Genomic DNA, 14,158 nt, shown 5'->3' on the forward strand with positions numbered 1-14,158 from the left:
ATTTCAATAGCAATATCAAAAATCAATCTTAATTTTTAAAATGAATTCCAAGATTTACAAATTTCAATTATTAAATAAAAACATTATGAATATAAATAAAATAACCATTTTAAGCCTTGCCACTTTAGTATTATTTTCATGTGGAAAAGAAGCAAAAGAAGTAACCAATATCGAACCAGCTATTAAAGTTGAAGTAAACGGTTTGGCTATAAATAATTCAGAATTTATTACCGCAAGTGGAAAAACAGAAGCGGAAAGCAGTGCTAATTTAAGCACAAGAATGATGGGTTATGTAACTAAAGTCCACGTAAAAACTGGTCAAAAAGTTGGCGCTGGACAACTATTAGTAAGTATCAATAGTTCCGATTTAGAAGCTAAAAAAGCACAAGTTGATGCTTCAATACTTCAAGCAACAGCTGCATACAACAATGCTAAAAAAGATTACGATCGTTTTGTCAATTTATTTGCACAACAAAGTGCTTCTCAAAAAGAATTAGATGATATGACCTCGCGATTTGAAATGGCAAAAGCAGGTTTAGCTGGAGCAAAACAAATGCGTAACGAAGTAATGGCGCAGTTTTCATATTCAAATATTACCGCTCCATTTTCTGGTGAAGTTACCAATACTTTTATAAAAGAAGGTGATATGGCAAATCCAGGAATGCCTTTAGTAAGTATAGAAGGCGCATCAAGAATGCAAGTAACTGCAATGGTTTCTGAAAGTGATATTACCAAAATTACAAACGGAATGCCTGTAAAAATAATGGTAAAATCTTTAAATAAAGAAGTATCAGGAAAGGTTTCTGAAGTCAGCGGTTCAGCAAAAAACACGGGTGGACAATATTTAGTGAAAGTGACTTTAAATTCAAATGATAAATCAATATTATCAGGAATGTTTGTAAACGTACAATTTCCAATTTCCAATACAACAAAGTCAGAAATTACGGTAAAATCAGATAAAGTAATGGTTCCTAAAAGTGCTTTAGTAAAACAAGGACAACTAACAGGAATTTATACGATTGCCAATGGTAAAACTGCTATTTTAAGATGGGTAAGAACAGGTAAAACTTATGACAACCAAGTAGAGGTATTGTCAGGTTTATCGGCAAACGAGCAATATATTGTTTCATCAGAAGGCAAATTGTATAACGGAGCTAAAGTGTCAATAAATTAGATTTTAATTATTAAAAATCTAAAGATCCAACAATCTAAAAATCTAAAAAATGCAAGAAGGTATATCAGGTAAAATTGCTCATTTTTTCATCAATTCAAAATTAACCATATTATTAATGGTGGGTTTGATGATTATAGGTGTGTATAGTTCGTTCTTAATTCCACGTGAAGAAGAACCACAAATTAATGTTCCAATGGCAGATATTATGATTGGCTATCCAGGTGCAAGTCCAGCAGAAGTGGAAAGTCGAGTTATCAAGCCATTAGAAAAAGTCTTGTCTAATATTAAAGGTGTAGAACATTTACATAGTATGGCAATGAATGGTCAGGCTATGATAATTGTTCAGTTTTATGTAGGTGAAGATTCAGAACGCTCGTATGTAAAATTATACGATGAGTTAATGAAAAACGAAAATATGTTTCCAAAAGGCGTATTTAAACCTATGGTAAAAACACGTTCTATTGACGATGTTCCTATGTTGGGTGTAACGCTTTGGAGTGAAACATTAAATGATTTTGAAATTCGTCAAATAGCGGAAGAAGTTACTTCGGAAATTGAAAAAGTAAAAGATGTTGCCATTACTAAAGAAATTGGAGGAAGAACACGCGAATTAAAAGTTGTTTTAGATAAAGATAAAATGGCCGAAAACGGCGTGGATGCTTTAGGAATTATGCAAATGATTCAAGCCAATAACGGCAGTTCACAATCGGGTAGTTTTGTTGCAAATGATAAAGAATATTTATTAACTACTGGAGAATTTTTAGCCACTTCTGAAGATGTTGAAAATTTGGTAGTGGGTGTAAACGCAAATATGCCAGTATATTTAAAACAAGTGGCTACAATTCAAGATGGCCCTTCAACGCCAAGAAGTTATGTATCTTTTGGGTACGGAAAAGCGAATGAAAAATATGCTAAAAACAAATCAGAATATCCAGCCGTTACTATTTCAATTGGAAAAGTAAAAGGTGCGGATGCGATGAAAATTTCAGATAAGATTATTGAGAAAGTTGAGACTTTAAAAAAGACCTTAATTACTGATGATGTTCACGTAGAAGTTTCAAGAAATTATGGAGAAACGGCATCGCATAAAGTTGGTGAATTATTAATGCACTTAGGTGTAGCCATTATCGCGGTAACGCTTTTAGTTATGTTAGCTATGGGCTGGCGTGGAGGTTTAGTGGTTTTCTTTTCAGTACCATTAACGTTTGCATTAACCTTGTTTGCCTACTATATGTTGGGTTATACATTAAACAGAATTACGCTTTTTGCCTTAGTTTTTGTGGTTGGAATTGTAGTAGATGACAGTATTATCATCGCCGAAAATATGCACCGCCATTTTAAAATGAAGCGATTGCCGTTCAAACAAGCTGCGATTTATGCAATTAACGAAGTAGGAAATCCAACCATTTTAGCCACATTTACAGTAATTGCTGCAATTTTACCAATGGCTTTCGTGTCTGGAATGATGGGACCATATATGAGTCCGATGCCAATTGGTGCATCTATTGCAATGTTACTGTCGTTGTTTGTGGCTTTAACGGTTACGCCTTATTTAGGTTACCATTTATTACACGAAAAAGAAGAACAAGAACACAAATCGGAACAAGGTTTAGAAACCTCTTGGATTTATAAATTATACAATAAAATTGAGCGTCCATTTTTAGAAAATTCTACGAAGCGTAGAGTAATGTTAGGAATTACAGTGGTTTTATTAGCAGGTTCGGTATTGATGTTTTTCACGAAATCGGTCTTAGTAAAAATGTTGCCTTTCGATAATAAAAACGAATTCCAAGTGGTAATTGATATGCCAGAAGGGACTACGTTAGAAAGAACAGCCGCGGTAACGCAAGAAATTGCACAATATTTAACTACAATTCCAGAAGTAGTTAATTATCAAAATTATATTGGAACGTCTGCGCCGATTACGTTTAACGGACTGGTTCGTCATTACGATTTACGTGGTGGAAGCAATATGGCAGATATTCAAGTCAACTTATTACATAAAGAAGATAGAGATTTACAAAGTCACGATATTGCAAAAATAGTGCGTCAAGAAGTGCAGAAAATTGCAAAAAAGTATGGTGCAAATGTCAAAATTATCGAAGTGCCACCAGGACCTCCAGTTTTATCAACATTGGTTGCCGAAATCTACGGACCTGATTATAAACAACAAATTGAAGTAGCCAATCAAGTAAAAGGAATATTAGAAAAAACGACTGATATTGTGGATATTGATTGGTATGTAGAAGACAATCAAACCGAATATAAATTAGAAATTGACAAAGAAAAAGCGATGTTAAATGGCGTTGCTCCTCAACAAGTTGTTGGAAACTTAACCTATTTGTTAAAAGAATACCCAATTTCAAATTTATACGATGAAAATTCAAATAACAGTGTTGGAATTCTTCTTTCTTTAGATGATAAAGACAAAACCTCACTTCAAGACATTCAGAATTTAAAAATAAAAGGAAGTCGTGGAAATGTTGTTCCAGTTTCGGATTTGGTAAAAGTAAAAGAAGATGTCTTACAAAAAACCATTTATAGAAAAGACCAGAAACGAGTAGTGTATGTTACTGCAGATATGGCAGGAGAATTAGAAAGTCCAGTATATGCCATTTTAGGAATGAACGAAGAATTACAAAAAATGAAACTTCCAGCGGGTTACAAAGTTAACGAATTGTATATGGAACAACCTTCAGATGAAAGTGATTTTACTGTAAAATGGGATGGAGAATGGCAAATTACGTTAGAGGTTTTCCGCGATTTAGGAATTGCATTTGGAGTAGTAATTGTAATTATTTATATGCTAATTGTTGGATGGTTTCAAAACTTTAAAACACCAATTGTTATGATGATGGCGATTCCACTTTCGTTAGTTGGAATTGTTTTCGGACACTGGTTGTTAGGGGCTTATTTTACAGCCACTTCATTTATTGGAATGATTGCTTTAGCTGGAGTAATGGTACGAAATTCGGTCTTACTTATAGATTTTATTGAAATCCGACTAAACGAAGGTATTCCATTAAAACAAGCCATTATTGAAGCGGGCGCTGTAAGAACGACTCCAATTTTATTAACTACCGGAGCTGTTGTAATTGGAGCGGTCATTATATTATTCGACCCAATTTTCCAAGGATTAGCCATATCACTTGTTTTTGGAGCAATTGTATCTACAGTATTAACATTATTAGTAGTGCCAATTATTTACTATATCACGGAAAGAAAAAAGTGGGAAAATAAAAATACGGAGGAAATTAACCAATAATATTTGACTTATGAAACTAGTAATAATAACCTCGATTTCAGAATTTGAAAAAGAAATAAAACAAATTTTGGTACAAGCAAATGTGAAAAATTTTTCATACAAAGAAGTTATTGGATACCACAACTCAAGTAATGAAGCCATAGGCGAAAACTGGTTTGGTACAGAAATGAATGAAAATGAAAGTATATTGTTTTATGCTTTCGTACCTGTTGAAAATGTAGATTTGGTTTTTACTGCTATAACTAAATTTAATTCGCAACAAGAAACCAAATCAAAAATTCATATTGCAACAATAAATATTGAAAAATCAAATTAATAAAAAATAAGTATGAAAAACAGAATAATCCGAGCCATAGCTGGAAGTTTTGTATTAATTAGTATTTTACTTTCTATATATGTTAACCAAAATTGGTTGTGGTTTACCGCCTTTGTAGGTGCGAATTTATTACAATCTTCTGTTACCAAATGGTGTTTAATGGAAGACATTTTAGCCAAATTAGGCGTTAAAGACTAACAAAAAAGCCGTTCTGATTTTTCAGAACGGCTTTTAGAAAACCTATTTCAAATTTAATTTAGCGTGGCTTTATGATTGGTAATTGCTAAAATAAAAGCATCTACTTCATCAATTTGTTTAGTTATGCGCTCTAAGTCTAATTGTTTTTCCAAGAGCGCTACAGCACCGTAGCTTTCTTTTCGGGTTTCTAGTAAAAACTTTTTGTACTCTAAACGCACTTTTCTTTTTTCTTCTGCATCTTTTGTAGGTCCTTCGGGAAGTACATTTAATACAGTAGTTACTGCCGAAATTTCAGCAAGTATGCCTTGTAAAATAACGGAAATTTCTACAGAAGTGTTGCTGTAGTTGTTAACTAACCGTTCATCGGATAGTTTTTTAAAATTCAAATCGGCTTTTTCTTTGTTTGCCATGTTTAACAACACGTCACAATCTGCAACTGTTGTAAGGTTTGAAATAGAATACATAATTATAAAAATTAAAAGTTATGTAACATTATTTTCAATTTAAATGCCAGATTTAAAAACAAAATAAAGGTTTATATTATTTTTAACTAAAAGCGTTAAACTTGTATTAAAGAAATACGAATTGTTTAAATTTTACGTTTTCATTAGTTTTTTCAATGAAATTTTTATGGATTTCACTTCTTCTTTTACTAGATTTATTTCTGCTATTAACAATAACCTATTCGTTTCATTATACGTTTGCAATTCTTTATTAATTCTATTTTCAATACTATTTTGTACTATTTTAGACGTGTTTTGGCTTTTTAAAAAAGCGAGACAAATACTTGATTTTTTTATTTCTTGCTGTTTTTTCTCAAAAAGCATCCTTTTTTTTGTATAAGAAATTAATTTTAATTCTGCTTTAGTACATTTATTTTCGAGCATACGAATTGTTATTTTTCTTGCCTTTAAGGACGGTTTAATTTCTTTTTTGTTAGAAATGTAGTTTTGAGAAAAGGCTAATAAATCTGCTAATTTTTGTATGGCTTCAGTAGGTAGTTTTCTTTTACCGATACAATACATTGACCATTGAGAACGTGTAACGCCTAAATACAAGGCGACTTCTTCTTGTGTTAAACCTAAATTGCTCTTTAAACTATTAGTTGCTTTCATTCGTTATTTTTTTGTGGCAAAATAATCACTACAAAAATTTTGCCACTTAAAGTGTTGCAAAATAGTTTAAGCTATTTTATTTGCCACATAAAGTGTTGCATTTTCTTTATATCTTTTTTATTTGCCACAAATATAAAATTCAACTTCTAGTTTTTTGTAGAAATCATTCTACATAAATAAATTTCACCCTTAATATTATTAGTTTTAAATTTGAAATTATCAACATTAGCTATTATTATGTAAATTATTCTATGCTATTAGTGTTAAAAATATAAGATTTTTTAGTAAATATGAAAATAATGCGAATTTTCGATAGGTAACGCAGAATCAAGAATCTAATGCAATTTTTTAAGATAATTTCTTTAAAATTGGCAAATTAAATTATTTAAAACCGTAATTATTTCCCTAAAAAGCCGTAAATACGATATAATAAAGCAATATAAATTTGTGGCATAATATAATCTAATAAATAAACTACATTACTATGAAAAAACTTTTATTATTACTTTTATTCTGTTTTGGTATAAATGGAATGGCTCAAACAATAACTTTTGAGTATGATTTGGCGGGTAACCAAATTAAAAGAACATATAATGCTATTGCAAATCGAATAAATGATAAGGAAACCAAAGAATATGAGGATTTAGTAGAAAATGACCTTCAAAAATTTTTCCCTGAAGATGTAATATCTTATTATCCTAATCCTGTAAAAGACGAATTTTATTTAAAATGGGAATTACATGAAGACAAAAAAGTAACTTCAATTGACGTTTATAATATTTCGGGTCAATTAATTGAAAGAAGGAGCACTATAATTGAGAATAGTACTATAATTTCATTTGGAAATTTTACATCAGGTACTTATTTAGTAAATCTGAACTATAATAACGGTGTTCAAAAATCTATTACCATAATTAAAAATTAACAGTTATGAAATTAAAAATTTTAGCCATTTTAGCCATTTTAGCAAATTCAGTTTTTGCGCAGAATTATCACGATACACAAGGTAAATTAGAAATTAGTAATGGAGGACAAGCTAATTTTAGTATTCCTATTGCAATGCCGCCAAGTATTAACAGTATAGGACCTACAATTAATTTAGCATATATAAGCGGTACTGCTTCAGGTATCGCGGGTCAAGGTTGGAATATTAATTCATTATCATCAATTGCTAGAGTTTCTACTAGGTTAGATATTGAAGGATATAGGGATGGCGTTGATTTTGATCAAGATGACAAATTAGCATTAGACGGGCAATATTTATTATTAAAATCTGGTAATTATTGGTCGTCTGGTTCTATATATCAGACGGAAGTTCAAAGTAATGTTAAAATTGAATTACAAGGCAGCGGTACTTCAATGTATTTTATTGTTACTGCGCCTGATGGAGCTAGAAGTTGGTATGGAAATTATAATGGTGAGGTTGCTTCTGATCAAACTGCATTTTATTTAACTAGATACGAAGATACGAATGGAAATTTAATTACTTATCATTATAATTCAAGTTTTAACTCATTATTCATAAGTGAGATAAGATTTAGTGCTAATATTAATACAAATCCAGTACCATTAAACAAAATTCTTCTAGAGTTGAGTCGTATTTTGTAAAAGGAATAGAAGTAAAAAGAGATAAAATTCTTGATAAGATTGAGGTTTTTACTAATAATTCATTATTCAAAAAATATCAACTAACACATTCGGTTGATAGTAGCGGTTATGAAAGAGTTACAAAAGTACAGGAGTATAATTCAAATAATGAACCCGCTAATCCAATAATTTTTGAATATAATCAAACTAATTATACTGCAACAGAAACCTTTCGAAGTTATCAAGGTAGTTTTTCCCCATCTTTTAGTCATGTAACTTCTGGAGATTTTGATGGTGATGGTCGTTTAGATTTTGCAAATGCTAATCAAATTTATTTAAGTTTATTATCCCCAACTAACACCAGTTATTTAAATGACAATATTGTTAATTTACCAATAACATTAATTAAAGACAGAACATTTCCAATTACTACAATTCAAAATAATAAGTTAAAACAAGCACAATCTATTTTAAAGATTGAAGAAAATTTAGGTTCAATCGATTTTAATACATATAGTTTAGATAATGGAATTATATCGTTAATAAATTCTAAGAACATTACTATTAATAATCAAATTACCTTATGTGAAGACAATTGTAATCCACCATTTGAAGATATTAATGGGGATTTAATACCCAATCCAAACTCTAAATGTGCTGATTTTGTACCAACTAAAAAAACAGCTATTAAGTATTTGGAAGGCGATTTTAACGGTGATTCTGTTTCTGAAATGCTTGTAATAAATTTTAATGAAGTAAAGAAATGGGAATTATTAAATAATAATGGTAATCAAAACATTGGTATCAACGTCGATCTTGAAGACGGATATACACCACTTTGTAAACCAAGTGTTGAAATAGTAGGAGTTTATGAGGTAAGACTAATAGATTTAAATCCTAATAATCCGTCTTTGCCCAATACTATTGGAAATTTTTCAATACAGTCATCAGAATTAAATTTTTTACACACTTCAAAATATTTTATTGCGGACTTTAATGGTGATGGAAAGTCTGATTTAATGGCTATTAAACCAGATGGTAATTATAAAGTTTTTGGTTTTAAAGAAAATCTAGCATTACAAACAATCGGATTAGAAATAATTGGTCAAGGAATAAATCCATACTATAATTTATCTAAACAAATAATGTTTGGCGATTATAATGGTGATGCAAAAACTGATATTATGTTGCCAGATGCCAGTGGAAATGGCTGCATAGATTGTAATTATTGGCATATATTTTACAGTAATCCAAAACCAAATCAAACGGAAATGTTTGAAAAAATTACTTTGCCTATTGTGCAATATTGGCCTAGTTCTGGTAATTATTGGAAAACAATAAACAACAGCAGTCAGTATATTGCTATGGATATAAATAAAGATGGTAAAACTGATTTATTAAGAGTTTGGTTAAATGTGTACCAACCTTCTCCTTTTTGGGATGCTGAAGATTATGATTCAGAATGGAGAGTAGAAGCATACATTAATAATATTGGTAAAAATGGAAAATTTGATTTAGAATTTTCTTCTGGTAATCATGGTGACGAAGACCCAGGTTTTCCTATGCCATTTGTTGCTAATTTCGATTACTTAGGTAGTGGGCGCTACGATAAAATTAATGCTGATATTGCTGTATTAAGATGGAATGGACTTATAGAATATTTAGATATTACTAAAGATTTTAATGAAGATAATTTGCTTAAAAAAGTTTATCAATCTAATAATACAATTATTGATGAAATTTCTTACAAAAAATTAATTTTACCACAATTCTATAATGGTTTAGGTTCAGTTGGGGATTTTTATTCTTCAACAAATGAATTTAATTATCCATTTATTGAGTTTAAACAAATGTCTACAAATAATGTAGTTAATAAACTTATAAACACTAGCGGGGGGACAACAAAAAAACAGGATTTTAAGTATCATGGTTTAACTTATGATGTAAAAGGTATTGGAGCTATTGGATTTAAAAAGGTAGTTAGAAGTAATTGGTATTTTTTAGATGCGGATAAGAAAATTTGGGTTGAAACAATTTCTGCTCCTTTGAAAAGAGGCGCCATTGTATCAAGTATTACATACAAACCCAATCAAAATTTTTCGTTTTCTTTTTCTAATAGTTCTAATTCTAATATATTTTTAAGTAAAAAAGAATTTAATTTTGAGCAGATAAATTCACCAAATACGTTTCCTTATGTATTAAAAAGCAATCTGAGAAACACACCGATTATTTAACAAATGTTGTGAACGAAACCGCTTATTTTTATAGTAGTGATGGTTATTACCTTGAGAATAAATCGATATCAAAGAATTACTTTTCCTATAACCCTGCATCAATTCAAGGGAAAAATGAAGTGATTACAAATTACGATAACAATCCAACAGGAGTTGGTGCTAATTATTATATAGGAAGACCAAATGAAATTACAACAACAAAAAAGCTGTTTGTAAATACCATTCCAAATACTCCAGCGGATAATTCAAATACACAAATAGCAACCGAAAAATTATTTTATAGTAATAATAATTTGATTAAATCGGAAAAATCATCCAATAATTCCACTGAAAAATTAGTAGAAGAGTTTGCTTATTTTTCAAATGGGTTAGTGCAAAGTAAAACAGTTAGTGCTTCAGGCACTACTTCACTTAATGCTGTAGCGCCTGTTGTTATGGAATATACGTATGACCCCACTAATAGATTTATAAAAACTACTAAAAATGTAAATGATAATCTGACGGCTACCAATGTTACGTTTCATCCTGTTTATGGTTTAGTTACTTCTTCTACTAATGCTTTGGGACAAATCTCCACAAGCGAATATGATAATTGGGGTAAAAGAACTAAGGTAACCGATTTTTTAGGAAAAAGCGTAACGTATACCTACACTCGTAGTGGTGAATTATATACTACTAACGAAATAGGAGACGATGGAACTACTAGTTTAATAGAGCAAGATGTTTTAGCGAGAGAAATAAGAAAAGGCACTATTGACTTAAATGGTAATTGGAATTATGTAAAAACAGAGTATGATAGTTTCGGAAGAAAATATAGAGTTAGCGAACCTTATGCTGCTAATGCTAGCCCAACACAGTGGAATACATCAGAGTTTGACGATTTATCTAGACCTATAAAAGCAATTGCACATACTGGTAAAATAGTTTATACAAATTATAACGGTTTAACCATTTCTGCTACAGAACCTACTATGAGTAAGTCTAAAACGATGAATGCATTAGGTCTTGTAATTAGTGCAACAGATACACCAGGGGGTACTATATTATATAAATATGATGCAAATGGTAATTTGTTAGAATCTGATTACGAAGGCATTAAAACAAAAATACAATATGACAAATGGGGTAGAAAAGAGAAATTAGAGGATACTTCTGCAGGAATATATACCTACAACTATGACGCTTTTAGTAAAGTAAAGGAAGAAACAACACCAAAAGGGAAAACGGTTTATACATATGATACAGGAGGTAGAATAGCCACAAAAGTAATAACAGGGCTTACTGCTGCTGATGCTACAAATATGACAGCTACATACAGTTATCATCCTACTTATAAATGGTTGACTAATTTAAATGTAGTGAATCCTATAGATGGTAACAGTTCTTATGATTATAGTTATGATTCGGCTACAAAGCAACTAAATCAGACAATTGAAAAATTATTTACTACTGCAAGCAGTACTTCACCAGTAGCTACATTTACTAAATCCATCACATTTGATGCATTTGGACGTGTAAACAATGAAACTTCAACTGCATTAAGTTATGGCAAAACCAGTACAAAAACGATAACCCATGTATATAAAAATGGTACAGAATGGCAATTAAAAGATGGGGCAACTATTATATGGCAAGCAAATACGGTAAACAGTAGAGGTCAGTTAACGAATTCACAATTAGGAAATGGAATTACAAATGCGAGTACATATGATGTTTACGGCTATTTAACACAACAAAAACAAAATCTTGGTGTTACTAACATAGTTACATTATCCAATCAATTTGATCCAATTTTAGGAAATTTAATGAGCAGATATAACAGTTTATTTGATTCAAATGAAGTTTTTGAATATGATAATTTAGATAGGCTTGTTAAATGGGATGGCACGTCAACAAATATTTTAAATTTACCTTTTAATACCACAACAGATGGTTTCACATTTACGGGAATACCCACGCAAGGTTCTGTTTCAAATGTAGCAGGTACTCTGAAAGTTTACCTTAATGCACAATATGAACCTGAGTTTCCACTTGCTGTAGAAAAAACGTTAAACTTAGGCTTAATTACTGATGATAAAATTAATATTAAAGCTACAATAACAAATAAAACAGCAAACAGAGGAACAACTGTTAAAGCTATACTTGTAGAAGAAGACCCTTCAGACCCTTCAAATTTTATAGAAAATGAAATCTGTACCATTGAGAATGGGCAAATTAACGTCGATTATACCGTAAGTAATTTTGTAACTAACCCAGTATTAAAATTACGATTTGTTGCATTTGGAAGTTGGATTTCAAATGGTGGAGGTCTTACAAGTGAAAATGGAGAAACGTGGGATACTTTTGTAATACCAAAAACTACTTTCTACGTTGATAACTTAAAAATAGACAAAATCCCAACATTTAATCAGGACTATGATAATAAAGGTCGCATTACACAAAATAAATTTGGCGAGTATAAGTATGAAATTGCAAACAAACCTTACCAAAATAGCAAAGTAAGATTATCTCCAAACGGACAAAATTACTACGGAACTAATGCGAGCAACATATTAGACATAAAATATAATATGTTTAGCTCACCTTATAGAATTTCACATGCTACCAAAGATGTAATTGATTTGTCTTATACTATTACAGAACAGCGCAGTATCATGTATTGGGGAAGTATTAATCCTGATAAAAACCTAAGACCGTTCCGAAGATATTATAGTGCAGACGGTAGCATGGAAGTAACCGTAAAATTTACAAATAATAACTATGTTACACCAAATTCCGTAGAAATTATTACATTTGTTGATGGTACGGCATATGATTCGGAAATTGTTGTTAAAAACACCTACATTGGTTCGGCTACTACTGCAACTGGAGGTTTATTTTATTTGCATAGAGATTACCAAGGCAGTATAATTGCCATTACTAATTCAGTAGGTGCTGTTATTGAAAAACGTCAGTATGACCCATGGGGATTACTTACGAAAATTCAAGATGGAGCTGGCAATAATTTAACCAAACTCACGTTCTTTGATAGGGGGTATACCGGGCATGAACATCTTGAAAGCGTTGGATTAATAAATATGAACGGGCGTGTGTACGACCCCATATTGCATCGTTTTTTACAAGCTGACAGTATGGTGCAAGAACCCTACAATACGCAAAATTATAACCGTTATGGCTATTGTTTAAACAATCCATTAAAATATACCGATGTTAGCGGAGAAGATTTTGGAGTTACTTTAGCCATATCTATAGGGGTGGCACTTGTTATGTATTTTGGTGACGCTATAATTAACGATAAACCCATAACCTTTAAAGGTATAGCCACAACAGTTGTTATTACAGCTGTGAGCGGTGGAATAGCTTATGGTATTGGATCTGTTGCGGCGGGCATAGGTAATTTTTACACACGTGCCACCTTCCAAGCATTAGCGCATGGCTTAACCCAAGGCGGTATGACTGCCCTTTCAGGCGGAAAATTTTGGAGTGGTTTTGCTGCTGGTTGCATAGCTAGTATTATGAGCAGTGCATGGCAAGGAGGGGAACATATTACAGATAATGGAAATCAAACGATGTCACGTACACACCTCAACGGTATTGGTGGTGCAGGAGCAAATAGTACAGTTGGTACTATGTTTGTCGGAACCATTAGTGGTGGTGCTGGAGCAGCATTAACAAACGGTAACTTTTGGCAAGGTGCCGTTACAGGATTGATTGTTAGTGGACTGAATCATTCAGCACATTTGGCACTTGATGGAGGAGGTGATCCTAAACCTAAATTAAAACAGATTCCAAAGGATTTGCAAGCAAAAATTGATAGATTAAGAGCGGGTTTTGAATTTTTGGAAGATTATGGAGGATATGCTGAAATTGGAGGCTTAATTTTAGCTCCCTTTACCGAAGGGGCTTCATTGGGAGTAGTTGGAGTTGGAATGGCATTTACAGCAGTCGGTACTACTGGTAACACAATTCTTGATCTTTATGAATATAAATACACTAATAACCAAGCAAAACTTATTAGCGCTAGGAATCGTGTTATAAAATATGGGTTAACACTTGGTACAGGAAAAGCATTGGATAAATTAACTTTCAATTTTACTGATAAATTAATAACTAAATTTCTAGATGTTGTAATTGATAAGGGAATTTATACTTCTGCACTTCCAACAACAAAATCAAAATAATATGATACAATTAATTTCATTTCTAATATTAATAATTGCTACGGGAGTTTTTATTTATATAACCAAATATAAAAATAAGGAAAAACCA

Annotated in this window: 10 protein-coding genes; 8 read left to right on the forward strand and 2 right to left on the reverse strand. The window is 31.4% G+C overall.

The features are described 5' to 3' along the window. Positions 1-85: 85 nt before the first annotated feature. From ABWP78_RS00465 to ABWP78_RS00480, 4 genes are read left to right on the forward strand one after another with little or no spacing between them, the layout of a single operon-like run. Complete coding sequence (locus ABWP78_RS00465) at positions 86-1,174, forward strand: efflux RND transporter periplasmic adaptor subunit (RefSeq protein WP_502905434.1); 1,089 nt, start codon at positions 86-88, stop codon at positions 1,172-1,174. Between the two features lie 49 nt (positions 1,175-1,223). Continuing rightward, positions 1,224-4,439, forward strand: coding sequence for an efflux RND transporter permease subunit (locus ABWP78_RS00470; RefSeq protein WP_353167798.1), 3,216 nt, complete (start codon positions 1,224-1,226; stop codon positions 4,437-4,439). Positions 4,440-4,449: 10 nt separating this feature from the next. Continuing rightward, entirely contained in the window at positions 4,450-4,755 is a 306-nt protein-coding gene (locus tag ABWP78_RS00475) for a hypothetical protein (RefSeq protein WP_353167801.1), read from the forward strand. Between the two features lie 12 nt (positions 4,756-4,767). Then, complete coding sequence (locus tag ABWP78_RS00480; protein WP_353167803.1) at positions 4,768-4,953, forward strand: YgaP family membrane protein; 186 nt, start codon at positions 4,768-4,770, stop codon at positions 4,951-4,953. Positions 4,954-5,006: 53 nt separating this feature from the next. On the opposite strand, the gene ABWP78_RS00485 is transcribed toward ABWP78_RS00480, so the two are convergent. Together ABWP78_RS00485 and ABWP78_RS00490 are read right to left on the reverse strand one after the other, a co-directional pair. Continuing rightward, positions 5,007-5,363: a hypothetical protein gene (locus tag ABWP78_RS00485; protein WP_353167805.1), complete on the reverse strand. Its 357-nt coding sequence runs from the start codon at positions 5,361-5,363 to the stop codon at positions 5,007-5,009. Between the two features lie 186 nt (positions 5,364-5,549). Continuing rightward, entirely contained in the window at positions 5,550-6,068 is a 519-nt protein-coding gene (locus ABWP78_RS00490) for a helix-turn-helix domain-containing protein (RefSeq protein ID WP_353167807.1), read from the reverse strand. A 484-nt stretch (positions 6,069-6,552) separates the two neighbouring features. On the opposite strand from ABWP78_RS00490, the gene ABWP78_RS00495 reads away from it, so the two are divergent. The 4 genes from ABWP78_RS00495 (at position 6,553) to ABWP78_RS00510 (ending at position 14,070) form a co-directional block, all read left to right on the forward strand. Further along, positions 6,553-6,993, forward strand: a complete 441-nt coding sequence (locus ABWP78_RS00495) for a T9SS type A sorting domain-containing protein (protein WP_353167810.1) — start codon at positions 6,553-6,555, stop codon at positions 6,991-6,993. A gap of 5 nt (positions 6,994-6,998) precedes the next feature. Continuing rightward, on the forward strand, positions 6,999-7,676 hold the full coding sequence (locus ABWP78_RS00500) for a SpvB/TcaC N-terminal domain-containing protein (protein ID WP_353167812.1): 678 nt from the start codon (positions 6,999-7,001) through the stop codon (positions 7,674-7,676). A 674-nt stretch (positions 7,677-8,350) separates the two neighbouring features. Beyond that, positions 8,351-9,889, forward strand: coding sequence for an FG-GAP repeat domain-containing protein (locus ABWP78_RS00505; protein ID WP_353167813.1), 1,539 nt, complete (start codon positions 8,351-8,353; stop codon positions 9,887-9,889). A gap of 8 nt (positions 9,890-9,897) precedes the next feature. After that, positions 9,898-14,070 carry an RHS repeat-associated core domain-containing protein gene (locus ABWP78_RS00510; RefSeq protein WP_353167815.1) on the forward strand — a complete coding sequence of 1,391 codons (4,173 nt, stop codon included), beginning with the start codon at positions 9,898-9,900 and terminating at the stop codon, positions 14,068-14,070. The last annotated feature ends 88 nt before the right edge of the window (positions 14,071-14,158 follow it).

Origin of the sequence: Flavobacterium sp. (genome assembly GCF_040402955.1) — a bacterium.
In the GTDB taxonomy this organism is placed as follows: Bacteria; Bacteroidota; Bacteroidia; order Flavobacteriales; family Flavobacteriaceae; genus Flavobacterium.

Bases quoted from the DNA above. Each gene is read 5' to 3' on its own strand.
- ABWP78_RS00465 (WP_502905434.1), top strand. From the start codon at position 86: ATGAATATAAATAAAATAACCATTTTAAGCCTTGCCACTTTAGTATTA.
- ABWP78_RS00470 (WP_353167798.1), top strand. From the start codon at position 1,224: ATGCAAGAAGGTATATCAGGTAAAATTGCTCATTTTTTCATCAATTCA.
- ABWP78_RS00475 (WP_353167801.1), top strand. From the start codon at position 4,450: ATGAAACTAGTAATAATAACCTCGATTTCAGAATTTGAAAAAGAAATA.
- ABWP78_RS00480 (WP_353167803.1), top strand. From the start codon at position 4,768: ATGAAAAACAGAATAATCCGAGCCATAGCTGGAAGTTTTGTATTAATT.
- ABWP78_RS00485 (WP_353167805.1), bottom strand. From the start codon at position 5,363: ATGGCAAACAAAGAAAAAGCCGATTTGAATTTTAAAAAACTATCCGAT.
- ABWP78_RS00490 (WP_353167807.1), bottom strand. From the start codon at position 6,068: ATGAAAGCAACTAATAGTTTAAAGAGCAATTTAGGTTTAACACAAGAA.
- ABWP78_RS00495 (WP_353167810.1), top strand. From the start codon at position 6,553: ATGAAAAAACTTTTATTATTACTTTTATTCTGTTTTGGTATAAATGGA.
- ABWP78_RS00500 (WP_353167812.1), top strand. From the start codon at position 6,999: ATGAAATTAAAAATTTTAGCCATTTTAGCCATTTTAGCAAATTCAGTT.